Origin of the sequence: Rhizobium sp. BK619, assembly GCF_014195245.1 — a bacterium.
Classification (GTDB): Bacteria; Pseudomonadota; Alphaproteobacteria; order Rhizobiales; family Rhizobiaceae; genus Rhizobium; species Rhizobium acidisoli.
In genome coordinates this window covers 245,378-271,043 of sequence record NZ_JACIBH010000011.1, presented here as the reverse complement: position 1 = coordinate 271,043, position 25,666 = coordinate 245,378, and the positions used below count along the sequence as shown (strand labels likewise).

The 25,666-nt window shown below is 60.7% G+C and carries 25 protein-coding genes; 17 read left to right on the top strand and 8 right to left on the bottom strand.

What is annotated here, in order from left to right:
* Positions 1 to 87: 87 nt before the first annotated feature.
* On the bottom strand, positions 88 to 1,440 hold the full coding sequence (gene hemN, locus FHX14_RS22135) for an oxygen-independent coproporphyrinogen III oxidase (RefSeq protein WP_184378696.1): 1,353 nt from the start codon (positions 1,438 to 1,440) through the stop codon (positions 88 to 90).
* Between the two features lie 273 nt (positions 1,441 to 1,713).
* Here hemN and FHX14_RS22130 point away from each other — a divergent pair, with 273 nt between their 5' ends.
* The 5 genes from FHX14_RS22130 to FHX14_RS22110 are packed head-to-tail and all read left to right on the top strand — an operon-like array spanning position 1,714 to position 4,499.
* Positions 1,714 to 1,998 carry a DUF2249 domain-containing protein gene (locus FHX14_RS22130; protein ID WP_003590850.1) on the top strand — a complete coding sequence of 95 codons (285 nt, stop codon included), beginning with the start codon at positions 1,714 to 1,716 and terminating at the stop codon, positions 1,996 to 1,998.
* 14 nt (positions 1,999 to 2,012) lie between these two features.
* Positions 2,013 to 3,383, top strand: coding sequence for a hypothetical protein (locus tag FHX14_RS22125; protein ID WP_184378694.1), 1,371 nt, complete (start codon positions 2,013 to 2,015; stop codon positions 3,381 to 3,383).
* Positions 3,367 to 3,894 carry a DUF2249 domain-containing protein gene (locus FHX14_RS22120; protein ID WP_003590847.1) on the top strand — a complete coding sequence of 176 codons (528 nt, stop codon included), beginning with the start codon at positions 3,367 to 3,369 and terminating at the stop codon, positions 3,892 to 3,894. The genes FHX14_RS22125 and FHX14_RS22120 overlap by 17 nt, the downstream gene beginning before the upstream one ends.
* Positions 3,881 to 4,189 carry a metal-sulfur cluster assembly factor gene (locus FHX14_RS22115; RefSeq protein WP_184378692.1) on the top strand — a complete coding sequence of 103 codons (309 nt, stop codon included), beginning with the start codon at positions 3,881 to 3,883 and terminating at the stop codon, positions 4,187 to 4,189. The genes FHX14_RS22120 and FHX14_RS22115 overlap by 14 nt, the downstream gene beginning before the upstream one ends.
* Before the next feature lie 22 nt (positions 4,190 to 4,211).
* Positions 4,212 to 4,499: a DUF6522 family protein gene (locus tag FHX14_RS22110; RefSeq protein ID WP_003590840.1), complete on the top strand. Its 288-nt coding sequence runs from the start codon at positions 4,212 to 4,214 to the stop codon at positions 4,497 to 4,499.
* Between the two features lie 464 nt (positions 4,500 to 4,963).
* On the opposite strand, the gene FHX14_RS22105 is transcribed toward FHX14_RS22110, so the two are convergent.
* Positions 4,964 to 6,178: an NnrS family protein gene (locus FHX14_RS22105; RefSeq protein ID WP_184378690.1), complete on the bottom strand. Its 1,215-nt coding sequence runs from the start codon at positions 6,176 to 6,178 to the stop codon at positions 4,964 to 4,966.
* 202 nt (positions 6,179 to 6,380) lie between these two features.
* Between FHX14_RS22105 and nirK the strand changes: the two genes are divergently transcribed.
* From nirK to FHX14_RS22090, 3 genes are all read left to right on the top strand, one after another.
* Positions 6,381 to 7,535: a copper-containing nitrite reductase gene (nirK, locus tag FHX14_RS22100; RefSeq protein ID WP_184378688.1), complete on the top strand. Its 1,155-nt coding sequence runs from the start codon at positions 6,381 to 6,383 to the stop codon at positions 7,533 to 7,535.
* Between the two features lie 79 nt (positions 7,536 to 7,614).
* The gene (locus FHX14_RS22095; RefSeq protein WP_184378686.1) at positions 7,615 to 8,571 is read left to right on the top strand and encodes an SUMF1/EgtB/PvdO family nonheme iron enzyme; all 957 of its coding nucleotides are present in this window, start codon (positions 7,615 to 7,617) and stop codon (positions 8,569 to 8,571) included.
* Complete coding sequence (locus tag FHX14_RS22090) at positions 8,561 to 9,256, top strand: Crp/Fnr family transcriptional regulator (protein ID WP_003590830.1); 696 nt, start codon at positions 8,561 to 8,563, stop codon at positions 9,254 to 9,256. The genes FHX14_RS22095 and FHX14_RS22090 overlap by 11 nt, the downstream gene beginning before the upstream one ends.
* A 52-nt stretch (positions 9,257 to 9,308) precedes the next feature.
* On the opposite strand, the gene FHX14_RS22085 is transcribed toward FHX14_RS22090, so the two are convergent.
* On the bottom strand, positions 9,309 to 9,596 hold the full coding sequence (locus FHX14_RS22085; RefSeq protein WP_184378684.1) for a hypothetical protein: 288 nt from the start codon (positions 9,594 to 9,596) through the stop codon (positions 9,309 to 9,311).
* A gap of 130 nt (positions 9,597 to 9,726) precedes the next feature.
* Here FHX14_RS22085 and FHX14_RS22080 point away from each other — a divergent pair, with 130 nt between their 5' ends.
* A complete protein-coding gene (locus FHX14_RS22080) occupies positions 9,727 to 10,083 on the top strand; it encodes a DUF454 family protein (RefSeq protein WP_184378682.1) in 357 nt (118 codons plus the stop codon).
* A 74-nt stretch (positions 10,084 to 10,157) separates the two neighbouring features.
* On the opposite strand, the gene FHX14_RS22075 is transcribed toward FHX14_RS22080, so the two are convergent.
* Entirely contained in the window at positions 10,158 to 11,033 is an 876-nt protein-coding gene (locus FHX14_RS22075; protein ID WP_184378681.1) for a ferritin family protein, read from the bottom strand.
* A 164-nt stretch (positions 11,034 to 11,197) separates the two neighbouring features.
* Between FHX14_RS22075 and FHX14_RS22070 the strand changes: the two genes are divergently transcribed.
* The 8 genes from FHX14_RS22070 to FHX14_RS22035 all read left to right on the top strand — a co-directional run bounded on the left by FHX14_RS22070 (position 11,198) and on the right by FHX14_RS22035 (position 22,083).
* Entirely contained in the window at positions 11,198 to 13,435 is a 2,238-nt protein-coding gene (locus tag FHX14_RS22070) for a NosR/NirI family protein (RefSeq protein WP_184378727.1), read from the top strand.
* A 47-nt stretch (positions 13,436 to 13,482) separates the two neighbouring features.
* A complete protein-coding gene (gene nosZ / locus FHX14_RS22065) occupies positions 13,483 to 15,402 on the top strand; it encodes a TAT-dependent nitrous-oxide reductase (protein WP_184378679.1) in 1,920 nt (639 codons plus the stop codon).
* A 17-nt stretch (positions 15,403 to 15,419) separates the two neighbouring features.
* On the top strand, positions 15,420 to 16,778 hold the full coding sequence (locus tag FHX14_RS22060; RefSeq protein WP_246713427.1) for a nitrous oxide reductase family maturation protein NosD: 1,359 nt from the start codon (positions 15,420 to 15,422) through the stop codon (positions 16,776 to 16,778).
* On the top strand, positions 16,775 to 17,695 hold the full coding sequence (locus FHX14_RS22055; protein ID WP_184378675.1) for an ABC transporter ATP-binding protein: 921 nt from the start codon (positions 16,775 to 16,777) through the stop codon (positions 17,693 to 17,695). The genes FHX14_RS22060 and FHX14_RS22055 overlap by 4 nt, the downstream gene beginning before the upstream one ends.
* Positions 17,692 to 18,519 (top strand): ABC transporter permease subunit, encoded by an 828-nt coding sequence (locus tag FHX14_RS22050; RefSeq protein WP_184378673.1) that lies wholly within the window; start codon positions 17,692 to 17,694, stop codon positions 18,517 to 18,519. The genes FHX14_RS22055 and FHX14_RS22050 overlap by 4 nt, the downstream gene beginning before the upstream one ends.
* Positions 18,516 to 19,076, top strand: coding sequence for a nitrous oxide reductase accessory protein NosL (locus FHX14_RS22045; protein ID WP_184378671.1), 561 nt, complete (start codon positions 18,516 to 18,518; stop codon positions 19,074 to 19,076). The genes FHX14_RS22050 and FHX14_RS22045 overlap by 4 nt, the downstream gene beginning before the upstream one ends.
* Positions 19,069 to 20,058: an FAD:protein FMN transferase gene (locus FHX14_RS22040; RefSeq protein ID WP_184378669.1), complete on the top strand. Its 990-nt coding sequence runs from the start codon at positions 19,069 to 19,071 to the stop codon at positions 20,056 to 20,058. Before FHX14_RS22045 ends, FHX14_RS22040 begins: the two co-directional genes overlap by 8 nt.
* A 252-nt stretch (positions 20,059 to 20,310) precedes the next feature.
* A complete protein-coding gene (locus tag FHX14_RS22035; protein ID WP_184378667.1) occupies positions 20,311 to 22,083 on the top strand; it encodes an EAL domain-containing protein in 1,773 nt (590 codons plus the stop codon).
* 156 nt (positions 22,084 to 22,239) lie between these two features.
* Here FHX14_RS22035 and FHX14_RS22030 read toward each other — a convergent pair whose 3' ends face one another.
* The 4 genes from FHX14_RS22030 to FHX14_RS22015 are packed head-to-tail and all read right to left on the bottom strand — an operon-like array spanning position 22,240 to position 25,356.
* Entirely contained in the window at positions 22,240 to 23,625 is a 1,386-nt protein-coding gene (locus FHX14_RS22030) for a 4Fe-4S binding protein (RefSeq protein ID WP_184378665.1), read from the bottom strand.
* Entirely contained in the window at positions 23,622 to 24,476 is an 855-nt protein-coding gene (locus tag FHX14_RS22025; protein ID WP_184378663.1) for an FTR1 family protein, read from the bottom strand. Before FHX14_RS22025 ends, FHX14_RS22030 begins: the two co-directional genes overlap by 4 nt.
* The gene (locus FHX14_RS22020; RefSeq protein WP_184378661.1) at positions 24,473 to 24,814 is read right to left on the bottom strand and encodes a cupredoxin domain-containing protein; all 342 of its coding nucleotides are present in this window, start codon (positions 24,812 to 24,814) and stop codon (positions 24,473 to 24,475) included. The genes FHX14_RS22025 and FHX14_RS22020 overlap by 4 nt, the downstream gene beginning before the upstream one ends.
* Positions 24,814 to 25,356, bottom strand: coding sequence for an iron transporter (locus FHX14_RS22015; protein WP_184378659.1), 543 nt, complete (start codon positions 25,354 to 25,356; stop codon positions 24,814 to 24,816). Before FHX14_RS22015 ends, FHX14_RS22020 begins: the two co-directional genes overlap by 1 nt.
* Positions 25,357 to 25,666: the final 310 nt, after the last annotated feature.

Below are 25,666 nucleotides of genomic sequence, written 5' to 3'. Positions count from 1 at the left end.
GCCATTGAAGGCTCGGCGCGGAAAGGCGCTGCGGGCACCGTCCGAGGGAGAATCAGGCACCTCGCCTGCGCTCCCACGACCGTCGCATCAGGCGGCCTTGCTGTGAGTACGCCCCAGAGAACCGAAATAGGCGTCAAACGCAGCCGCCACCGCCCGAACCATGAACCGAGAATTCTTGGATACGAGCACGCGGCTTCCGTCAACGGTCGCCACGCCATCGGAAACCAGAGCATCCAGTCGATCGTTCTGGTCGAGCAGAAGGCGCGGGTCGTACCCGGCCCTATCGCTCAATGCTCCGACATCCGCTTCGAAATCGCACATGAGGCGTTCAATGATAGCCGCCCGAAGCTTGTCTTCCGCGGTAAGGACGTAACCCTTGGCGGTGGGAAGGACTCCGGATGAGACCATCTCGGCGTAGCGGCCGATCGCGACATGGTTCTGGAAAAATCCGGCGGGCAGGCGTCCGATTGCGGAAGCGCCGAAACCGATAAGCGTATCGCAATCGTCGGTCGTGTAGCCCTGGAAGTTGCGGTGCAGCATACCTGAAGCGGAAGCGACGGCGAGTTGGTCGTCCGGCAATGCAAAGTGGTCGAGGCCGACGCGGACATATCCGGCGGAGACAAGTTCAGACGCGATCGCTTCTGCCTGCTCGTTGCGTTGCCGGGCGTCGGGAAGAGCGGATTCGTCGATCAGACGCTGATGCTTTTTGAAAGCCGGAACGTGCGCGTAGCCGAACACGGCGAACCGTTCGGGGCGAAGCTCCACCGCAAGCCTCACCGTATCCACGCACGACTGGACAGTCTGATGAGGCAGGCCGTAAATCAGGTCGAAGTTCGTGCTCGTCACGCCATGGGCGCGAAGTCCCACAATTGCCGCCTGTGTCTGGCCGAACGTCTGGATGCGGTTGATGGCTTTCTGAACAACCGGGTCAAAGCTCTGGACGCCAAGGCTTGCCCGGTTCACCCCATTTTCTCCGAGCGCCAGGATCATCTCGCTGGTCAGCGTTCGTGGATCGATCTCGACCGCGACGGTGCAGTCGTTTTCGAAGGCGAAACTATTCGTGAGCGCCATCATGAGCGCTTTGAACTCGTGCGGCTTCATGATCGTTGGAGTTCCTCCGCCGAAATGCACGTTCTTAACGGGCAGATTGTTTCCGGCAGCCGACGAAACCATTCCAATCTCTTTGGTCATCACCTCAAGGTAGTCGAGGATCGGGGCGTCCTGTTTGGTGATGGTCGTGTGGCAACCGCAGTACCAGCACATGGATCGGCAGAAGGGGACGTGCAGGTACAGCGAGGCCGGCCCCATGCCTCTCAAGCCGGCCAGGCCGTTCGAATATTCCGGCCATCCGACGGCATCAGAAAAGGCGGGCGCAGTTGGATAGCTGGTGTAGCGGGGTAGTCGGGCGTCGCCGTATTTGTCGACAAGGGCGTCGGACATTTTCGCATCCTCAAAAAAACGTTGTGATGCGCTATGCGCCTTGGCGGGCGCCAATTCGTTGTCATGGATCAATCACGCTGCGAACAATTGGCCGAAACGCCCAGCCGGGCGCACAGGTTACTCCACCCGCGATCTTCATGCGGCGCCAAAATCTGCGCCATATTTGTTCGCTGTCAAAGTTCGCCGGATCGCATCGGGGTATCGTCGCGCTCTGAGATCGGGTGTGCCGCCGTCCGGTCGATCATCGAGCCAGCGGCAGAAGGAACAAGTTCAATGACCGAAGCGATCGCCACGCAGGATGAAGTTCCGCACATTGACGTGCGAACTCTATCCCCCGCCCAGCGTCACCCTATGATTTTCGGGACGCTCCACTCGCTTACGCCTGGCAACAGCCTGCTGATAACCAGCGACCATGAGCCTCGTCCACTGCAATACCAGCTGGAGACCGGCCTTCCCGGCAAGTTCTCCTGGGAGTATCTCGAACAGGGCCCCGATGTCTGGCGGGTTGAAATCACCAGACTTGACGCCGGCTGCGACTGCTGCTGCGGCAGCCATTAGGCCGGAGAAGCGCGATGATGCCAATGGGCACGAGCCTGTCGCGTTGGACGATGTCGTACTTCGGTGCGGCGCTCTTCTTCCTTCTTCTCGCGGAATGTTTTCTTTCCGCCGGTGGCTGGTCGCCGTCAGTCGACGTTGCAGAACCTCGCGCGCTGATGATCGTGCACTCCATAACGATCGGTTGGCTCGGTATGCTTATGATTGGCGCGCTGCTCCAGTTCGCGCCGGTTCTGACCGGTCTGAGCCTGCCCACCTCGCACTTCGACATATTGGGGCTGATAGGTCTGGTCGTCGGACTAGGCTTGCTCCTTTTTGGCTTCCATCTGATCGACAAGGGATCCAACGCGGCCGGCCCAGTCATGGGTGCGGCCGCGCTGCTCCTGTTCGTGTCGATTTTGTCTGTCAGCATGGTGCTTGCTTCCTTGCTCTGGCGCGGAAGGGACGTTCATCCGGCGTCTGGGCTCGTGTTGATCGGCATTGGATGCCTCGCAATGACCGCAGCCTTCGGAGCACTTTTCGCCGTCACGATTTCTGGAAGCATCGCAATCCCGTCGGTCGTGCAGTTCGTGTCAAGCGCGGTGCCCTACCATGCCAGCCTGGGCCTGGCAGGCTGGACGACCTTCGCGGCCATTGGCGTGAGCTACAAGCTTTTACCGATGTTCCTGCTGTCGCATGACATGAAGAAGGCGCCGTTCCTGGCCCGCACCGGATCGATTGGCATTGCTCTCCTGGGGACAGCAGCATTCTCCCTCTTCTGGCCGGAAGCTGCTTACCTCTGCTTTTTGGCTGCCTCGCTGATGTTCGGGCTAACCATCTTCGCCTATCTCAACGAGCTGTATCTTGCGTACCGCTGGCGCCGTCGCAAGTCGCTGGAATTGAATACCTCCGGATCGCTTCCGGCGTTCGCGCTGCTCGCGGTTTCGGTGGCGCTTCTCTTGCCCGCGATCGCGCTAGGCGCCGGAGCGCACGCAATCGCCGCCCTTGTGTATCTTTTCGTTTTCGGCTGGTTGTCAGGCCTTGGCCTTGCACAGCTTCTGAAGATCGTTCCCTTCCTCACCTGGATCGAGGCATTCGGGCCGCTTCTGGGGCGAAGGCCCACACCTCGTCTCGCGGATCTGGTGAACAGCCGCCGCTCCGCCGTATGGCTTGGCACTTTCTACGTCGCCGTCGTCGCGGCGGCTTCGGCGATCGCTCTAGAGTCAGACCTGGCTTTTCGGGCGGCAGCGATTCTGCAGACAATGTCCACGGCGGCTCTCCTTTGGGAGCTCGCACTCGCCCGCTCTCTTGCGAACGTGGATGCCAATACAAAGAGGCACCCATTTGAACAGCCGGCGTTCTTCTTCGCCGCCAACAAGAAAGGTCATGCCAATGGTCCAGCTTCGTGAACTCGACGTAAGACAGATCCTGCGCAATGGCGGGATGCCCTTCCAACTCATTATGGACACCTTCTCAAGCCTTGAGCCGGGCGAAGGGGTGCGTTTGCATGCCATCTTCCAGCCCGTTCCCCTCATCCGCCAGCTCGAACAGCGCGGCTTCTCTCATGTTGCGCGACGTCTTGCCGACGACGATTGGGAGATTGACTTCGTTCCTGGCGACGCCCCCAAGCCAACCGACCCGGTCGCTCCGGCCGCCGACGCCATTTGGCCGGATCCGACCTGGAATCTCGACCTGACAGACCTCGCTCCACCCGAACCAATGGAGCGCATACTCTCCAGGCTGGAGACAATGGCGAGCGGCGAAGTCCTGTTTGCGCTTCTCAACCGCGAGCCCGTGTTCCTTTTCAGCGAATTGAAGGCTCGCGGTCACGAGTGGATCGGAGACTTCGACGGCGACGGCAAGGTTTACCGCATCATGATCAGGGCTACGCCAGGGGACGCCGCAGATGCCGGCAACTGATGTGACGAAGGAGCAAGTTTTCGCCGCTTTGCGGGAGATTGAGGATCCGGAAGTCGGGACGAACCTTGTCGACCTTGGGCTGATCTACCAGATCGACACGACTGCAGTCGGCGTCGTCAAGATCGAGATGACCACGACTACCCGCTTCTGTCCGGCGTCAGCCTTCATCATCGAGGCAGTCAGGACCCGCGTCGGAACGATCGCCGGCGTCGGCGAAGTAGTCATCGATCTAGTCTACGACCCACCATGGTCGCCCGAAATGGCGACGTTATTTTCCTTCGAGCACCAGACGTGAAAAGCAGGGTCGGACGCAAGCCATGAACATCGATCTCGAGGGCCTGGTGCTTGACGCAACCGACCTGGCCGGACGTTTCGGATTGTCGCCCGACGCGCTTCGTAGCCAAATGCAGCGAGGTCTGGTTCGCGGAGTGGTTGAGGCCGGCGTTGGCGAAGACGCCGGCAGGACTCGCTTGTCCGTGCGCTTCGGAAATCGGGTCTGGGTTGCGGTCGTTGGCACTGGCGGTAAGATTCTGAGCGAGGAAATGAAATTCGTCGCCTCCGCCGTGCCTCGGGTTTCAAGCGGCGCGTGCAAAACGGACGCATAATCACAGCTACCTAAGGATCAAGTCCAGCGCCTGCTGCCAGAGCCATAGTCCACACGTACGTCCGAATAACCGTGATTCCAGAAGTTCTCGATGAACTCGGACATCGACTGGCAGCGCTTGCAGGCGTCGTTCATTGAGAGCACCAGGCGAACTGAGTGGACGTTCTAACGGCCGGTCGCCGGCCTGCAACAAGGTTTCCCCGCCGTCGCGGGTGATGCTTCGCGCTCCTAATGCCGGCGCGGAGGGGAAAGTCGCTCGCTTTTGTTGGGGTCCAAAAGACGCCGGCGCAACCGATGATGGTCGCGCCAAGTGCTAGTCGCCTCTGCCGCCAATATACATTTCGGTAACATCCGCTCGCAAGATTATGCCTGGCGGGCAGCGCCAAGCAATGTTCAAGCGGCTCCGATGGACGGCATTGCCGACGTGGCGCGCCTTGCGACGGAGAGCGTGGAAGCGGAGCGTCGTCACCCTCCCTTGACGGTCAAGGGCTTCCTCCCCGTGCAGAGCATCGGAGCATGCTCCAACGCAAACACCCCGAATGCAACCGTCCACCCGACCGCAGCCGCGATCAGGATCTCGTTGCTGTAGTCCGGCAAGAGTTCGGATGTCGGCCGAACGAGAGCCACGGCGGCAAGCACGACGTAGGAGAGGTTGGTCATACGGCTGGACTTTAGCTTCCGGCCGGTGTGGCCGCGGCTGGCGCGGGTCATGACGGCCAGCATCATGAGAGACACGGCGCCGATCGCGAATGCATGGAGCACCGCCATCTGGGGCACGCCCATAGAACCCATCGCGACTGCGGCAAATCCAATTGGGACGAAGGCGAAGGCGGCGTGTAGAACGAAAAGATTTGGCTCCGGCCAGGTCGTCCAGCCACGCCAACGCAACAGCCGGATGCAGTTCATGAATGCTGCTGCGGCGGCGAGAACCCCCGTCCCCGAGGATTCAGGCCAGATCGCCCAGCACGCCAACGAAGCGGCCCCGACGACAATGGTGCAGGCATCGAAGCGATTATAAGGGACGGGAAAGTCGGTCCGGCCGGACTGGTTGATCCAGTTGCGTGTGAAGCTCGGAAGGATCCTTCCGCCTACGATCGTGATCAGAAGGACATAGCCGCCTAGGCCGAGCCGGATTGGCAGCTCTGGATTCAAGCCCTCGATTACCTGGATATGAAACAAAACGTTGGCGACTGACAGAACGCACAGGCCCGCGACAACCTTGAGGTCCTTCCATTTCCGACCAGCCACCACCTCGCGCGTACAAAGAACCAGCATCGTCGGCAGGAACATGCTGTCCACGATGACCGCCGGAACAATTCCTGTCGATGCGCTCATCAGCATGGCAATTCGACCGCAGCACCATATCGAAAAGAGGACGGCCAACGGACGGCCCGCGATCGGAAGCCTGCCAGTCCAGTTCGGAATTGCCGTCAGGAGAAACCCCGCCAGGATTGCCGACGCAAACCCGAAGAGCATCTCGTGTGCGTGCCAGTAGAGCGTCCCGTATTGCGTTGCAACGGGCACGCCAAACGTAAGATAGACGACCCAGAGGTCGATGCTCACGATGGCCCATAGTGCCGATGCGAGAAAAAACGGCCGGAAGCCGTACGAGAAGAGGACGAGGCCGTGGCGGGACATGCCGCGGGGAACTCGTCCCTCGGCGTCCATTGTCTTCTGCATGATCAGTGTCTCCATATTGATGGAGACAGCTATGCCCGGTCCCGGCAGATCAGTCGTTGAGATTACGCAAATAGGCCTTCAGAGACTTTGCGCTGCAGCAAAGAGGCAGTTTGCGCCAAATCAAAGAGGTTTGGAGGCTTTCTACTACTCTCTTTCTCGACCGGGCGGTCTTCGCTCGCTCTTCTACTTAGGAGATTGGGAAATGACGAATGCTCTCCAAATGACCCGACGCATGATGCTCGCTGGCGCTGCCGTAGCCGGAGCTTTGACGCCCGTTATCGTGGCTGGGGCGGCCCACGCCGACGAGCACGCCGGGGCTGCCGACACCCTCAAGGCGACCAAAAAGGCCCCAGTGGATATTTCGAAGCTCCAGCGTGAGAAGGTCGAGCTCGTGAAGCCGCCGTTCGTACACGCTCACACGGAGAAGGCGGAGGGCGACCCGAAGATCAAGGAATTCACCCTTACCATCCAGGAAAAGAAGATGATCCTGGACAAGGAAGGCACCGAGATCAACGCCATGACCTTCGACGGCTCGGTCCCAGGTCCCTTGATGGTGGTCCACCAGGACGACTACGTCGAGCTGACGCTCGTCAATCCTGACACCAATACCATGCAGCACAATATCGACTTCCATGCCGCCACAGGCGGACTGGGCGGCGGGGCGCTGACGGTCGTCAATCCCGGCGAAAGCACGGTGCTTCGCTTCAAGGCGACCAAGGCCGGCGTCTTCGTCTACCACTGTGCACCTCCCGGTATGGTTCCCTGGCATGTGACCTCGGGCATGAACGGCGCGATCATGGTCCTGCCTCGGGACGGGCTCACGGACGGACACGGAAAGCCGCTCGTCTATGACAAGGTCTATTATGTGGGCGAGCAGGACTTCTACATCCCCAGGGACGAAAACGGTAAGTTCAAGAAATACGACAGCCCCGGCGAAGCGTACGAGGACACGATTGCAGTCATGCGGACGCTCACCCCGACACACATCGTCTTCAACGGTGCGGTCGGCGCGTTGACGGGCGACAACGCCATGACGGCGAAGGTCGGCGAGACAGTCCTGATCGTCCATTCGCAAGCCAATCGCGATACACGTCCGCATCTGATCGGCGGCCATGGGGAATACGTCTGGGCCACGGGCAAGTTCGCCAACGTGCCGGACATCGACCAGGAAACCTGGTTCATACCCGGCGGCACCGCTGGAGCGGCCATCTACACCTTCGCCCAGCCGGGCATATACGCCTACGTGAACCACAACTTGATCGAGGCGTTCGAACTTGGTGCGGCGGCCCACTTCAAAGTCACCGGGGACTGGAACGACGACCTTATGACCTCGGTCAGCGCGCCGTCGGGCACCTGACGAACGCGGAAGGTGCGCAGACCAGCGATCTGGCTGCGCACGGTTTCTTGTAAAGAAAGGCGCTTTCAGCGTAAAGGCCATGACACGGCACGCAGGGACTGAAACGGTTTCGGTCATTTCGATTGCGATACCCCTCGCGCTGCTCGCGATGCTCTCGGGAGCGATCGCGATGGAGGCAGGATTCGTCCGACTCGATCTGCGCGTCTCACTTCCCTCGCCCCAAACCGTAAAGATATCGCCTAGGACATTCGCCTATCGCGAAGCGACAGAATATTTCAAACACGGTCTCGCGGTCGATGCGCCCAAGCGCGACGTCAAGATGGAAACACCACTGGAAATCATGAAGTTCCAGACCAGCCGGGCGGAGTATCGGCGCTGTGTCGACGAGGGCTTCTGCGCCTTACCTGAATACGAGGACCTCCCATCGCGGGACGACCTGCCGGTCACGGGCGTCAGCTACGACGACGCGGTCCGTTATGCGGCATGGCTGTCGACGCGCACCGGCGAAGACTGGCGGCTGCCGACGGACTTCGACCTGGCCTACGCCGCTGACGACCGCTTTCCGGACGATGCCCTTGGCGTCAACGCCGACGACAAGAACCCGGCGACACGGTGGCTGGCGGACTATGAGCGCGAAGCGCGCAGAGCCGCGTCTACCGACCCCAGGCCTCAGCCGAAGGGATCGTTTGGAATGAGTGAGACCGGGCTGATGGACTTCGCCGGCAACGTTTGGGAATGGACGTCGACCTGCAACAAGCGTATCGACCTCGACAAGGATGTGGTCGAGGAACAAGATCCGAAGGGTTGCGGGATCATGATCGCCTCCGGAAGACATCGGTCGCCGATGAGCACATTCGTACGCAATCCAAAGGGCGGCGGCTGTTCGGTTGGAAGCCCGCCCGACAATCTCGGGTTCCGCCTCGTCCATAGGCCAACCTTGTTCCAGAGCATCAAGGACTTTGGCCGGAGGGCAGCGTCGGATATCCTCGCCTCATTCACGAGCGCTCAAACCGTGCGGAGCAACGATGAAAGTTGACAAAGCAGTCCTTAGGTCGTTGCCGTTGTTCGAGCGGATGACGGATGCGGACCTCGATTCGATGCTCGAACACGCCCTGCCGCGCCGGGTCGCGCAGGGCGACGCGGTCTTCGAGCAAGGCGCCCACGCCAAGTCCTTCTTTCTACTTCTGCACGGTAGGCTGAAGGTCACGCAGGTCACGCACGACGGCCAGCAGATCATCGTCAGGATGGTTCATCCCGGCGATCTGTTTGGATTCGCGATGGCGCTACGAAGATCTGACTATCCAGGCACCGCGCGTGCAGCCGCGGAAAGCCTCGTTCTCGGCTGGCCGACCGATATGTGGTCGCGTTTCGTGGAGCAGAATCCAAGGCTTGCGGTGACGGCGATGCAGACAATCGGGCAACGGCTGGAAGAGGCTCATACGCGCATCAGGGAGATGTCCACGGAAGAAGTGGAGAAGCGGGTGGCCCACGCAGTTCTTCGGCTTTCCAAACAGGCAGGGCGGACGGTTGACGCGGGCATACGCATCGACTTTCCCATCTCGCGTCAGGACATCGCGGAGATGACGGGCACGACGCTACACACCGTTTCCAGAATCTTCAGCGCCTGGGAAGCGAAAGGCATCGTCGAGGGAGGGAGGCAGAAGCTCACCGTGACGGATACGCAACGTCTCCTAAAACTCGCTGACGGCGAGCAAAACTGACCGCTCAGCGACGGGCTCATGCTTGACCACGTCGTGCAGCAGGATTCGTGTCCTAATGCAGGATCTTATGCGAAACCTGCCAGTCGGCGACGTCGTCCGCCGATATCTTGACTGGAGAAAATGGAACGTCGTCATCGAGCAGGATCTTCGACGCAGCAATCTCGCAGATTGCGCCGACGCTCTCCTGAAGTCTGCTTTCGTCGGCCCGCGGAGGACTGTTGAACTGACGCAAAGCCTCCCTGTCGACGATGACGACCCGCTGAGCGCCTTCGTATTCCATGACGACGATGCCCGCGTCTCCTGACGACTTTAAGAATGCGGTAACAAATCTGGGAAGCATGATAGCGTCTCCTGGTCGCTGTCGTTATTGCTGAGAATAAGAGATCGGCGCAGATGTTCTTTGATGCACGTCAAGGAGATGATAGATCACCGTCGCTCACGATCTTGGTAACCCACTCTGGAGGCGGGACATGCGCAGCATCCTCATCGCAGTCGCCTGGGCCTCGGTGGTCATCGGGTGCGTCGGCATCGTCGTACCGCTTCTCCCGACGACGCCATTCTTGTTGGTTTCGGCGGCTATCTTCGCCCGTACCTCTCCTCGGTTCGAAACCTGGCTGCTGTCGCACCCGACATTCGGCGAGCCCATCGCGGCGTGGCGGCAAAGAGGCGCCATTCCCACGAAGGCCAAGGTGCTTGCGGTCACCTCGATGCTCTTAAGCTTTTCGATCTTATTGTGGCTGACCCAGCCGCGGCCGGCGCTCGCCGCCATCATTGCTTTGGCGATGATGGCCTGCGCCCTTTTCGTCGTCACACGTCCCTCGGATTGACCAGCCCGCAAGGTTCCGAGGGCCCGACCGACGCGGCCCGATCGGACGAGGTTCGCGATCCGGACCCCGAGAAATCACTTTCTGTCGCTCGCGAGCTCTGCCGCGGGCAGGGTTCGAAGTGCTCTCAGACAATGAATAACCTGCGCAGCAAAGGTTCGGGCGCGCTCGGCTTCCCGATCGTTTCGGGCGACGTCCCCGATCGCCAGGTAGCAGTCGACGAGCAACTCGCAGAGCGGGAGGGCACTCTCCAGCACGCTTCGCGAAGATTTCGACGTAAACGGAGCGCTTTCAAAGGGTGCATCGCCGAGTGATTTCCCACGGTCGTTCGATTGCTGCGCGAGAGATTGCAGTTCGGCGCTTCCTGTCGATCCAACTGCTTTAGCCGCCATCGATCGGAGGTGAAGCGCCAGCCTCGCATCCAGCGAGCCCAGGGTCTCCTGGCCGACGTTCAACATCGTGTCGCGCTCGCTGTGAAAAGCGCGCCTGCGCTCGCGCCTTAGTGTCGCCACGTGCCCAAGCTCCTCGCGCGCCATGCGTTCCGCAGCTTTCTTGATCTCGTCGGATTGGGCATGAGCCGAGACGTAGCTCCAGAAGACGAAGGCCCGCTCCTCGTTTCGTACGGCCATGGAGAAGGCCTTATAGGCGCTGAGCAGCTCCGGTGCCACGATCCCCGCGCCTTCGTCGTCGAAAAGCTCCTCCGGCGCTTGAGCGATCTCTCGGGCAACGGGAAGTGAAAGAGTGCTTCGCCATTCGACCACTTTGCTCAGATGGCTTTTCTCCTCGGCCACCAGGACCTCGAAGACGGCTGCGAGCTCGGGCCGGGTCATTGCCCGCATCCGCTTCGCCAAGGCGACGTAGCCATCGACTGCCTGCTGCTCCATATGCGCGGCAAGCGTTAGCAAATCCTCCAACGAACTGAGTTCCCATGGATCGCGGTTAGCCTCCGGCATTTGTCTCCCTCCTCTGATCGCGCCCGTTCGCGAAAATCGCTCGCGGGAATTGCGCATATCCTCCCAAATCTTTCATCACGGAAGGTTGATCTGGCTCAATGAGCCGCGAGATTTTTTCGTCTAGACCGCTACCAGCCTGGTTGAAATCACTGGAAACGCGCGGGATGATATCACTGAAGTTAAGGGCGGCCATATGGCGCACGACAGTCCTCTGGCTTGTGGCGATCGCCTTTGCGACGGTCTTGATTTCATCTGCATCATCCGCAGGTCAGCTTCCTGCGTACCTCGAGAAAATCCTCCCGAACGACCTGTTCCAAGGCGCCGACCGCTTCGGCGAACCTTCGGGAGAGCCGCCGATCGCCCCCGTCTATCGCGGATCGGACATGGTCGGCTACGCCTACCTGAACTCGGACTTCACCAATTCCACCGGATACTCCGGCAAGCCCATACACATCGCAGTCGGCATCGACATGTCGGGTGTGGTGCGCGGAATCAAGCTGGTCGACCATCATGAACCAATCGTTCTGATTGGCATCCCCCAGGCAAAGGTCGTCGCGGCGCTGAACTCCATCATCGGCAAGAACCTTGGTCGCGTCGCATCCGGGGACGAACGCCCTCCACAAGTTGAGATAGTCAGCGGCGCTACCGTGACGGTTCTGGTCATGGGCGACAGCGTCATCCGCTCCGCCGTCAAGCTCATCCGCAGCAACAGGTTGAGCCCGGAGGGCGCCGCGGGCTTCAAGAGTCTGCCCGCCGTGAAAGCTCTGGACCTTTCGAAGACGGATGTCAGCGATTGGCAGACGCTTCTCGGCGATGGTTCGGTCCGCAGCCTCCGGCTATCCGTCGGAGAGGTCTCGAAGGCTTTTCAGGACGCCGGCCATCCGGACGCCGCATCGCATCCGGAAACGACAAATCCCGACGACCGCTTCATCGACCTCTATGTCGCACCGGTAAGCGTTCCGTCCATCGGCAAGACGCTGCTTGGCGACGCCGCCTACCAGCGTTTGCAGACCCGTTTGCAGCCGGGGCAGTCCGCGATCCTCGTGGCGGGCGACGGAGCTTATTCGTTCAAGGGCTCTGGCTACGTCCGAGGTGGCATCTTCGACCGGATCGAACTGCTGCAGGACGGACAGGGCCTCAGGTTTCGCGACCGCTACCACACCCGGATTCCCTCACTGGCCGCTTCCGACGCCCCCGGCCTCAGGGAAATCGCGTTGTTCGTCGTTCCATCGGAATTCGCGTTCGACGTCACCGAGCCGTGGGAACTTCAACTTCTCGCGCAGCGCAGCAGCTCCGGAGCCCGCGACAAGGCGGTCATTCCCTTCAACGTCGGATACACGTTGCCCTCGCAATACTATCACGTGAGCACGGCCGCTTCTCCTTCGCCTGCGGTTGAAACGCAGAGCGAAGCGGCAAAGGTTCCGGACGAACAGCCGCTTTGGACGAGGATCTGGAACATCAACCGCGTCAACATCGGCATCACCGCCGGCGCGCTTCTGGTATTGACGGCAATCTTCTTTTTTCAGGACTGGCTCGTCAAACGGCCGGCGCTTTTCGCCTGGGTGCGCAACGGCTACCTCGTATTCACGCTCGTCTGGCTGGGATGGTATGCAAACGCCCAGCTATCCGTCGTCAATGTCCTCACATTTACCAACGCGCTGATCACGAACTTCAGTTGGGAATTCTTCCTCGCGGCGCCCCTGATCTTCATCCTATGGGCTGCGGTTGCGGCAGGCCTGCTATTCTGGGGCCGCGGTCCCTTCTGTGGGTGGCTGTGTCCGTTCGGCGCTCTGCAGGAGCTGCTGAGCAACATAGCCAAACGTCTCAAGGTTCCCCAGATCAAGCTGCCATGGGGGCTGCATGAACGGCTCTGGCCGATCAAGTACATCATCTTTCTCGGACTGTTCGGGCTGTCGTTCTATTCGATATCCTACGCCGAGATGGCGGCCGAGGTGGAGCCCTTCAAGACCGCGATCATCCTCAAATTCGTCCGGGATTGGCCGTTCGTCGTCTTCGCCGTGGCCTTGCTTGTCGCGAGCCTCTTCATCGAACGCTTCTACTGCCGCTACCTTTGCCCACTGGGAGCCGCGCTTGCCATCCCCGGCCGGATACGGATGTTCGAATGGCTGAAACGCTACCCCGAATGCGGCTCGCCCTGCCAACGCTGCGCCAAGGAATGCCCGGTCCAGTCGATCCATCCCGAAGGCCAGATCAACGTCAACGAATGCATCTACTGCATGCATTGCCAAGAACTCTACCACGACGACCACCGCTGTCCGCACATGATCCAGGTCCGGCTGAAGCGAGAGAAGTTCATGGCGCTTTCAACGCCGGAATCGCGCGGCGAGAAGCCACCGAAAACGGTCGTCACTCACAACGGAAAACCGATCGAACGAGCGTAATCCGGCGCGCGACATTCCGGTCGCGGCCACAACAAAGGAAGAAGAGCATGTCTACGGAAGACAACCAGCGGCGGTTCAACAGACGCCAGCTACTCGGAACAACGGCGATGGCTGCGGCCGCCGGCGCGGCCGCAGCGGGGGGAGCCCTGAATTTTTCGGGCGGATTCGCCACTCCAGCAGCCGCCGCGGAAACCGGCCGCCAGACCTGGGAGGTCAAGCCCGGAGAACTCGACGAGTACTACACGTTCTTCTCGAGCGGCCAGAGCGGCGAGGTCCGCATCGTCGGCGTTCCTTCGATGCGTGAAATCATGCGTATCCCGGTTTTCAACCGCTGCAGCGCGACAGGGTGGGGCCAGACGAACGAAAGCCGCAAAGTTCTCACCGAAGGTCTGCTTCCCCGGACAGTCGAATTCCTTAAGGATCGGGGCGGCGTCTATCACAACGGCGACCTCCATCATCCGCATCCCTCCCAGACGGACGGCACCTACGACGGCCGCTACCTCTACGCCAACGACAAAGCCAACACCCGCGTCTGCCGCATCCGTCTCGACGTCATGAAGTGCGACAAGATCATCGAGCTTCCCAACCAGCACACGGTCCACGGTCTGCGGGTTCAGAAATATCCCAAGACCGGCTATGTGTTCTGCAACGGCGAAGACGGGGTGCCGATCCCCAATGATGGAAAGGTCCTCGACGATCCAAAGAACTACCAGGCCGTGTTTACGGCGGTCGATGGGGAGACGATGAAGGTCGCCTGGCAGGTCATCGTCGACGGCAATCTCGACAACGTCGACGCCGACTATCAGGGCAAGTATTGCTATTCGACCTGCTACAATTCCGAAAACGGCGTCAATCTCGAACAGATGATGTCGAAGGACCAGGACTGGGTTGTCGTCTTCAACATCAAGCGCATCGAAGAGGCGGTAAAGAACGGCGATTTCAAGGAGATCAGCGGCGTCCCCGTCATCGACGGGCGGCATGGCTCCCGGTACACCCGTTACATTCCGGTGTCGAACGGCCCCCACGGGATGAACACCGCGCCGGACGGGATTCACGCCGTCGCCGCCGGCAAACTTTCTCCAACCGTAACCGTTTTCGACGTCCGCAAATTCGACGACCTCTTCGACGACAAGATCAAGCCTCGCGACACGGTGGTTGCAGAGCCGGAACTCGGTCTCGGCCCGCTGCACACCGCGTATGACGGCCGCGGCAACGCCTACACCACCCTCTTCATCGACAGCCAGATCTGCAAGTGGAACATCGAGGACGCCAAGCGCGCCTTCGCCGGCGAGAAGGTCAATCCAATCCGTCAGAAGCTGGACGTCCACTATCAGCCGGGACACAACCATTCTTCGATGGGCCAGACCAAGGAAGCCGATGGCAAGTGGCTGATCTCGCTCAACAAGTTCTCGAAGGACCGATACCTGAACGTCGGACCGCTCAAGCCGGAGAGCGACCAGCTTATCGACATCTCGGGCGACGAGATGGTTCTGGTGCATGACAACCCGACCTTCGCGGAGCCCCATGACGCGACAATCGTCCATGCATCTAAGATCAATCCAGTCAGCCTTTGGAGCCGCGACGACCCGTTCTTCGCCGATGCAGTCGCGAAGGCGAAAACGGACAACATCGACCTCATGACGGACTCGCAAGTCATCCGAGACGGCTACAAGGTACGCGTCTACATGACGTCCTCGGCGCCGGCATTCGGCCTGGAGTCATTCACCGTCAAGGAAGGCGACGAGGTCACCGTTTTTGTCACCAACATCGACGAAGTCGAGGACCTGACCCACGGCTTCGCCATCGTCAATTACGGCATCAACATGGAGATCGGACCGCAGGCGACTTCCTCCGTCACCTTCACCGCAAGCAAGCCGGGGGTCTACTGGTACTACTGCTCGTGGTTTTGCCATGCCATGCACATGGAAATGAAGGGTCGCATGTTCGTCGAGCCTAAGTCGAGCTGATGCGCCAAGCTTCTGTCATGGCGGTGGCGGTCCTCTGGACCGCCACCTATTCAACCGCCGGCGCAGCGGATCGCATCGTTACGCCCTCGGACAACGAGGACTTGGCGGCGATCGTGGAACAAGCGGCGGCGGGAGACAGGATCATTCTGCGTCCCGGCAACTACAAAGGGGCCTTCACGATCAGAAAGCCAATGGTCGTGCAGGGCGATCCCGGCGCGGCCATCCTCGGCAACGGCCGAGGCACCGTCGTAACCATCGATGCGCCGGACGTGACGTTGCGTGGTCTAGAAATCCGTGGATCAGGTTCAAATCTGGAGACGATGGACTCCGGCGTGTTCGCGACCGCGGCGGCGAAGGACGCCGTGATCGAAGACAGCCTCGTGACGGAAAACCTTTACGGCATCTACATCCATGGAGCACAGGATTCGATAACCCGCGCAAACAGGATCATCGGCCGCAAGGAAGGCCGGCTGAGCGAAGCGGGAAACGGTGTGACGGTCTGGAACGCGCCGGGTGCCAAGGTCCTGTCCAACGACATCAGCTACGGTCGCGACGGAATCGCCACCAATGCCAGCAAACGAAACGTCTTCAGCGAGAACCGTTTCCACAACCTTCGCTTTGCCATTCACTACATGTACACCAACGACAGCGAGATCCGGGGGAATGTGTCGATCGGCAACGTGGTCGGCTACGCGATCATGTTCTCCAGCCGGCTGAAGATCATCGACAACGTCTCCGACGGAGATCGGGATCACGGCGTGCTGCTGAACTCCGCCAACAGCTCGCTCGTCACCGGCAACATCGTCCGGGGGCGTCTGCAGCCCGAAAGCCGGTGGACCACCGCCGGCTCGCGCGAGTCGACCCAAGAACTGCCCTCGGACGACGAGCCGCCACGATCCGACGGAGACGTGTCCGGTCTGCGCGCGGGCCCCGAAAAATGCGTCTTCGTCTACAACGCAAACAAGAACCGTCTCGTCGGCAACGAGTTCAATGGCTGCGGAATCGGCATCCATTTCACGGCGGGATCGGAAGGAAATATCATGAGCGGCAACTCTTTCATCAACAACCGTAACCAGGTCAAATATGTGGGGACACGTTATCTGGACTGGTCCCAGGACGGCCACGGCAACTACTGGAGCGACAACCCGGCATTCGATCTCGATGGCGACGGCGTCGGTGACAACGCTTACCGTCCCAACGATCTGATCGACAAGGTCTTATGGACCTCCCCGCAGGCGAAGGTCCTGACCACAAGCCCGGCAGTTCAGTTCATACGGTGGGCACAGGCGCAGTTCCCCGCCCTGCTCCCTGGCGGCGTCGTCGACAGCCATCCGCTGATGGAGCCTCCGGCGGTACATGCGGAAGTACGGCAATGACACATCCGACCGTTCTCCTATCCGGCGTGGCCAAGCGCTACGGCGCGGTGCAAGCAGTCAAGGACGTCTCCTTCGTTCTGAACGAGGGTGAGACGGTCGCGTTGGTGGGCCATAACGGTGCAGGCAAGACGACGCTGATAAAGCTGATGCTGGGCCTCATTCGCCCTTCGGCCGGGAAAATCGCGGTGATGGGGGAAGATCCCGCGATCGGCGACTTCTCAGTGCGTCAGAGACTTGGCTATCTGCCTGAAAGCGTTGCCTTCCACATGGCCCTGACAGGCCGGGAGACCCTTGCCTTCTATGCCCGGCTGAAACGCGTCGCGGCCTCGAGCTCCCTGGACCTCCTTGAACGTGTCGGCCTGAGCGCCGCCGCGGCTGACCGGCCGGTGCGTACCTACTCCAAGGGGATGCGCCAGAGACTGGGCCTGGCGCAGGCGTTGCTAGGCGAACCGCGCATTCTGCTGCTCGACGAGCCGACGAGCGGACTCGATCCCGCGCTGCGGCGGAGATTCTATGACCTGTTGAGCGAACTCCGCTCGAAAGGAACCACTATCCTCCTGTCGTCGCACGCCCTGACCGAACTCGAAGGCCGGGCCGATAGGGTCCTGATCGTAAACGACGGCGTCACGATCGCCGATGGTACGCTTGACGATCTCCGGGCACTTGCGCGGCTTCCCACCCGTATCAGCATTAAAGTTCACAATGGCGCCGGTTTCGGAAGTTCGGAGAACGCAAAGGTCGCGTGGAAGTTAACGGGCAACGCAACTTTCGAAGCTGACGTGGCGATGGAAGACAAGATAGCCCTCCTTAAAGAGGTGACCGCCAATCCCGGCGACATAGCAATGCTCCACATTAACGAACCCACTCTGGACGACCTTTACGCACATTTTCTGAACGGCAGGAGGGCGCGAGCATGAAGAATGTTCTGATCGTCGCCTCCAAGGAGATCCGCGAGGGCCTGCGCAATAGATGGGTCCTCGCGACGACGCTTCTGCTGGGCGCGCTGGCGTTGACCCTGTCGTTCCTTGGTAGCGCACCCACGGGAAACGTCGGAGTGAACAGGCTTGACGTGGTCATCGTGAGCCTCTCCAGTCTCACAATCTTCCTGGTGCCGCTGATCGCGCTCCTCCTCTCGCACGACGCAATCGTGGGAGAGATGGAGCGTGGCACGATGCTTCTGCTTCTCAGCTACCCGATCGGGCGGAACCAGGTGCTCCTGGGCAAGTTTCTGGGCCACATCGCCATACTCTCTTTCGCGACGCTCTTCGGCTACGGCGCGGCAGCCGTCGCCTTGGCCGCCACCGGAACGGAAATCGACGCTGCGAGCTGGGCGGCTTTTGCCGCGATGCTGGCGTCGTCGGTGCTCCTCGGCGCGGTCTTCGTGGCTATCGGCTACTTCGTCAGCGGCCTTGTAGGCGAACGCAGCACCGCGGGCGGCATCGCCATCGGCGTCTGGCTCTTCTTCGTGCTGATCTATGACATGGCCTTGCTCGGCGCATTGGTGGCTGCGGGCGGACACGCGCTGCCCAGCGGCCTGTTGGACACCCTTCTGCTGTTGAACCCGACCGATGCATATCGCATGTTCAATCTTGGTTCGGGCGAGGCACGCGCCTTCTCCGGCATGGCGGGTGTCGCGGGCCATGCCGGGCTTAGTCCTATAATGCTGATGTGCGCGCTCGCAGCCTGGACAATCGCCCCGCTCGCACTCGCGGCCCTAACATTTTCCAGGAGAGAGCTATGAGGAACCTGATTTTCGCGTTGGCTTTCCTGTCGCCCCTATTGCTGGCCGGATGCGAGGAAAAGCCGCAATCAGCGCCACCTGCTCCTTTCGCGCTGACAACCGACGCCATTGGCAGGTACTGCGGAATGAACGTGCTCGAACATGCAGGACCCAAGGGGCAAGTCATCCTCGACGCTCAGGTCCGAGAACCGATCTGGTTCTCCTCGGCACGCGACGCGCTGGCCTTCACGATGTTGCCAGAAGAGCCCAAGGACTATGTGGCGATCTACGTCTCAGACATGAGCAAGGCCCCTAGCTGGGACAAGCCCGGAGCGGACAACTGGATCGACGCGAGAAAAGCGTTCTACGTCATCGGCAGTTCGCTACGCGGCGGCATGGGAGCCGAAGAGACGGTACCCTTCTCGACCAAGGAGGCGGCCACCCAGTTTGCAGAAAGCAAGGGTGGCCGCGTAGTAACGTTTGGGAATGTCCCGCACGACTACGTCCTGGGCTCGGGCGCGGAATCGGACACTCCCCCAGCCGCGGAGGAGAAGGTGGAGACACATGATCATGGCTAGAACGGTCAGTCGTCGTCGAGCTATTGCAATCTTCGCGGCCGCCGCGGGTCTGCCGCTGCTGCGAGCTGCCCGCGCCGCAATCCCTGCCACGGTATGGACGGGACAGGCTCTGGGCGCGCCAGCGACGCTGATATTGAATCACGAAGACCCGGTCGAGGCCGCGCGTCTAATCGAGCTGGTTGTTGCCGAAGTCTCACGGCTGGAAAAGGTGTTCAGCCTCACCAGTGTCGATTCAGCCCTTGCAGAATTGAACCGGACGGGAGCGCTGGCAGCCCCTTCACCGGACTTGGTGTCCTTGCTTGAGTCAAGTCGGAGCTTCTGGGGCCTGACGGGCGGCGCATTCGACCCGAGCGTTCAGCCACTCTGGGCGCTTTTCTACAAGCATTTCTCGGCCCCGGATGCGGATCCATCGGGACCGGCGAAAGCCGCGGTCGACCTGACGCTCAAGCGGATAGGGTTCGACGGAGTGGTGTGCAGCCGGGACCGCGTCGTCATGCGCCCGCGCATGGCGCTGACTTTGAATGGCGTCGCGCAGGGGTACATCACGGACCGTATCGTCGATCTCCTGCGAAACGCGGGCGTGACGAGCAGCTTGGTCGACATGGGAGAGGATCGGGCGATCGGCTCTAAACCAGACGGCACACCCTGGCGGATCGGATTGGCGGAGAGTGAGGACGACGATCGTCCCGAGCAGATATTGGACGTGATCGACAGGGCCGTCGCCACTTCCAGCGCCGCAGGTTTTCATTTCGACGCCGCGGGGCGCTTCGGCCATATCCTTGATCCGCGTAGTGGCCGCACACCGGCCATTTATCGTCGGGTCTCGGTCGTAGCCAACGACGCGACGACGGCAGACGCCCTTTCGACTGCCTTCAGCTTGATGGACGAGGCCAGCATCCGACTGATCGTCCGGGCCCATGATCTGCTCGTGGATATTGTCCGCGCAGACGGCAGTTATGCCCGCTTCGAAAGCGAAGGGTGATCGCGTCCCTTTCGACAACGACCGCGAGCCCGCGAATGCGCAGGCGGAAACGCGATCGCCATCTTTGCTGCAGGCGCGTGCATCTGACCGTCGCGCCAGGCTCCGCCAATCCATCACATTCATGCAAAATCTCCCGCACGCCGGCGGTCCGTGCCGGCCTCGCCCGAAAGGAACCGCCGTATCCTTTGCACAACTTTAAGGTTCGCTAATGTTTCCCCGGTATGCTCTGCGGCAGTACATGGCGGTGCACCGATGACATTAGACAATCTGGAGCGCGAGGGGAGTGCCGGCGCTGTTTGCCCTTGCAACATCGAGGTCGGCCCGCCGGCTTCGACTGGCGAACGGCACGCTGCCGGCGTAGACGCGATTGTCGCGGCGAATTTTGCGGACGCAACGAAACTGGCACTGATTTCTGTCGACCCGCGCGGACAGATCCGCTTTGTGAACCGGGCAGCGGCCGTACTCTTCGGATACGTTCGAGAGGAGATGATCGGTCGTCCAGTCGAAATTATCATTCCAGAACGGCTGCGGAGTTCCCATGCGCGGGGTTTCGCCCGCGCGATGGCAGGTGATGAACTCAACCTCGGCGGCAAAGCTGTTGAAGTCTACGCCATCCGCAAGGACGGCGCAGAATTTCCGATCGAGCTGACGTTGTGCGCTTGGCACGACGGCCGCAAGATGGGCGCCGGAGCGGTGATAAAAGACATCACCGAGCGGCGGGAGAGAGACAGTCGCCTCCTCAGACTAGCAAGCCAGGATCTCCTGACCGGGCTTCACAACCGAAGCCGGTTTGTGGAGATCCTGAAAATTGAAATGGCTGCCGGCCGTCCCGCAACCGTCTTTATTGTCGACATCGACGGCTTTCAGGACGTCAACGACACGCACGGTCACGTCGTGGGTGATTCCATCTTGCAGTCCGTGGCGGTGAGACTTCCCCATCGTCTGCCGGCTGGCGCCGAGGTCGCGCGTTTCGGCGGCGACGAGTTCGCGGTGCTGCTGCCTAATCTCGGCGACCGGGCGGCCGCGACGGCCGTAGCCGAGGGGATCCGTGAAGCCTTTGCCATGCCGTTCGAAGTCGGCGGACAGATTCTGGACTTGAGTGCCAGCATCGGGGTCGCAGTGTCGCCTCTCGACGGCGACGACGCCGACGAGCTGGTCGCAAGCGCCGACCTGGCGCTCGTGCAGGCAAAATCAGGCGGCGGCAGGGCGTTGCGCATGTATGACCGCGCGATGAGGAACGAGGCGAACGCGCGCCGCGCCCTTAGGGACGAATTGCTCAGGGCCCTCCGCTCTCGTGAGCTCGTGCTGTATTATCAGCCACAGGTCCACATCGCGTCGGGGATAATTTTTGGCGTGGAGGCGCTGATCCGCTGGCAGCATCCTCAAAGAGGGTTGTTGCTGCCGGGGGCATTCCTGCCCGCGCTCGAGCAGAGTTCGCTGGCGCTCGAAATCGGTTGGTGGACCTTGGACGAGGCATGCAGAGTAGCCGCGCTCATGAATGCAGCAAGCCCCCACGCGATAAAGATGGGAGTCAATCTCTTTCCCGCCCAGCTACATGCGCCGCATCTATCTGCAAAAGTCTCCGAAGCTCTCCAGAAGCACGGTCTGGCAGCCGGGCTGCTTGAGCTCGAAGTAACCGAGACAATCGCCCTTCACGACGATGACAGATCTCTCGAAGCCATGGAAATGTTGCGTAAAATCGGCGTCGGTATTGCGTTCGACGACTTTGGGACGGGGTATGCGTCGCTCAGCTCACTACAGCGCTATCCACTGACCACGCTGAAGATCGACCGCGGGTTCATCTCGGACCTTGCTACAAAGCCGCGCGATGCGGCCATCACTCGCGCACTGATCGCGATGAGCCGTGAAATGGGTCTCGAAACGATCGCGGAGGGCATTGAAACATTGGAGCAGGAGGCCTTCCTTCATTCGCTCGGTTGCCCTGCTGCACAGGGCTACAAGTACGGAAAGCCGATGTCGTTCGAAACCCTGGAAAGAGTCCTGCCTCAGCTTTGCGGAGGGTGACTTTCAGTCTCGGTCATAGGTGGCTTCCGAGCTGCAGCCAGCCTTCCACCCGGACTAGCCTGCAGTTGCCCGCCTAGACACCACCAAAACACTGGCGGTGCCCCTGCCCTGATGGATGCCCTCGATCGTTGCCGAAGGCTGAAGTCCTCGCGACCGTTATTTTAAGAGCACGGCCACCCACCCCACCAAAAACGCGACTGTCGGCAAGGCAAAAAACGCCGACGCGGCCAGCTGCCGCCACAGCAATTGCTGGTACAGACCACCGACCCTGAAGGAGAGTGCGACAGACCAGGCGCCGGCGGCCGACACCGTTGCCGCCCGCAGCAGATCGACATAGGGGATCATGATGCCGTCTGATCGAAGCTGGCCAATGGTCAGGGAAAGAAGGCCACAGAACAGCGACGCTGCAGCGATCGGTATTAGCGCCTGCGCCAGATGATGCAGGACGTAGAAGCGCCTTCGTAGGATGACGCTGCTGAACGCAAGCGGCACAAGAAACATGCACGAGGCGAGCACCGTCGACGCCGCGATGACGAGGATCAACGCCGCGGCGTCCACTATTGTCATGACGTCGCTGGCCGCAGGATAGTTCGTCAGGATCCACCAGGGGAGCCGAAGCGATAGGGGTGACATCCAGTGCTGGTTCACGCAGGCCTCGACCAGCCATTGTCTCGTCACCTGGAACACTCCGCTGTTTGACCAATTCAGCGCGGCTGGTACCAGCCCCAGCAAGACTGGGACAATGAGAACCGTATCCCACCATGTCGCCGTCCTTCCCGACCCGTGCACGATGTCGCTCGCCGGCTTCCGCCAGGCCAGTCGGATGGCGCCTCTATGGCTGCTGCAGCGACCGCACATGTGACACGCGGAGGCGCCCTGCATCGTCTTGATCGGAACCAGCGGCGCACAGTTGACGCCAGCCTTATGCCGGACCGGGTGATCCGAATTCCGTCTCCAAGCCTCGGGTTCTACCCGGAAGTGCAAGGGCGCAAGCTTTCCGACAAGCCCAAAGACCCCGCTGACCGGGCATAGGAACCGACACCACACCCTCTTGGTTTTACCGTAGCAGGCACCGATCGCCATTGCCGCGAAAGTCGATCCGCCAAGCAGCAGCGCCGCGGGCTTTGGATACTGGTAGATGCTGGTTAGCTGGCCGTAGACGGTCGTCGAGACGAAGGAAACGGCCGGCCAACCAGACCATTTCATCCAGCTTGGGATCGCCCTACCGGCGCCCCGCTCGCTGGCAAATTCCGATAGCGCGCCTTCCGGACACAGCAGTCCGCACCAAAAGCGCCCGACCAGCGCGGTGCCGAGCACGACGAAGGGCCACCAGATGCCCCAGAAGACGAATTGCGCGAAACGTGTCAGGTTGCTCCAGATAAAATCCGCGTTCGTGGGAAGCGGTAGAAGAAGCGGAACTGTCAAAAGGAACACGTAGGCGACGATCATGATCCACTGCAGCCGCCTGATGAGCGCCTGCCGCTGCACCAGCATGTCCCCGAGGCCGGCGACGAACCGCGCTCCGACCCGAGGGGAGCTCATGCCGGAACCTCATCGTCAAGCGGCGGAGCATAGGCCACCGACGCGACGAGCCAATAGAAGGCAATCCCCAGGATAGGCAGCAACTCCGGTCGCGAACGGTAGCCGGTGAGGCCCGCGATAAAGGCTCCGAAGCCGCTGCCGTCGTCCAGGAGCGAGCTCGAATCCCAGAGCGGCACTGTCATGGGAGAAACAAACCCGAGCGAAATCGCTCGGTCGATGACGACCATCGTCAGTCCGCTTCCCAGGACGAGCAGGAGTCCTTGGCTAAACCGTGCCAAAACCTTCTTCGAGGCCTTTGTGGCCCCCACCTTGAAAGCCCAGAAGCACGTTGCGGCAAGTGCGAATCCCGAAAGCCCCGAAGCCAGTACCAAGCCAGTCTCCGAGTCCGTGGACGAGGACATGACACCTGCGAGAAAGACGACGGTCTCGGCGCCCTCCCGAGCAACGGCCAGCCCGGCCAACATCGAGAGTCCCAGCCAATTGCCTGCTCTCACATGTGCTATGGCACGAGTTTGCAGTTCGTTGGAAGAGCCCCGTTCCTGCCGTCGCATCCAAAAGACCATTCGCAACATCAGGAATGCGGCGACCGATGCCATGACCATCTGAAGGATTTCTTCGGCATCACCCTCCAGGACGTCTGCGGCCGTATTCATGATGCAGGCCAGGATCGCCGCAAAGACGAGCCCGCCTACGACACCACTGGCAATACATATGGCGGCTCGACCGCGCGCAGCCGGGACGTCCCTCATGGACCACGTCAGAAGTATTCCAACGATCAGCAGCGCTTCGAATGATTCCCTCCAGACCACCGCTGCGACTTCGACGAATTGAAGATACAGATTCGAGCTCATTTTGCGACCAACCTCGCCGGTGGCATGTCAAGATGGAAGTCATCGAAAAAGGCGTAGTCGCCCGGATCTAGCGAACGAAACACCAGGAAGCTGGATGCGCCGGGCGCGAGAACCTTCTCCTTGCGCAACGGGATGCTCTCGAACTCGATCGGCGTCGACCCGTCGTTCTGAAGCTGGAGCTTGAAGCGAGTGTTCGCCGGCACTTCGATCACCGTCGGCGATATCAGGCCGTTACTGAAATGTACCCGGAACACAGGATCTGCTCCTCCAGCCACGACCGGTGTCGCCCCAAACAGGGCCGCAAGAAGAAGCGGGAAGTGTAGAGACGACGCGGGCATTAGTAGCCGCCTTTTTTGCCAACGCCGGCGAACACGAAATCATAGTTCAGCGTGAATTCGGCGGGCCAGGGTGCGACGCCTGTCTCCTTGTCGATGTGCCGTCCGAAGCCCATGTATCCGTGGCCGCCCGGATGGACGGTCAGCTCCAGGGTATAACGGCCGGGTCCGGATAACTTCACGTTGTCGCCGTAATGAGGCCCGTCGCTCGCAACCATAGGCTCAAGGGAGCCGCTCTCTTCTTTCCCGCTGTCCACATTCCTTATTCGGTACTCGACGTGCAGGTTCGGGACCCAGTCGCCTTCGGCGAAGCCGTTCTTGTTTTCGGTCGTGGCATGAATGTCCGCCTCCAGATGAATGTCGGATTCTGATGTTGGGCGCGTCATGCCAGGCGGGTCCATCTCGATGGGCTGCAGGTATACCGCCGCGACCTCCATTCCAGCCTCGATCTGCGGCGCGCCGACCGGGTATTCGGCGGCATGGGAGATGCACGGAACGGCTGCGAGCACGAGGAAAGCCGAGCGAAAATTTGAGGTGCGAGACATTCGAAATCCTTAAAGATGACAACGCTCGTCACCTTTATCAGGGCAGAGCCTTCCATCTTTGCGCTGGCGCAAAGAGAGCGAGCGGGGATGGGATCTCGCTCCGACACGCCATCGGCCAGCGAGGCGGCTGGACCTGTGGTGGACACCACCTCTCGGAGTAGATCTCCGACAAGGAGTGAAGAAGCCAGGAGGTCACGGCGAACGTCCTCATCGTCGAGAGGCGCTGGGGAGCATTTGACGAGAAGGTGGAGTTGATGTCCATCAAAGACGCGAGCGGGCAGAACATATTAGAGACGTGCGAATCCCAGGA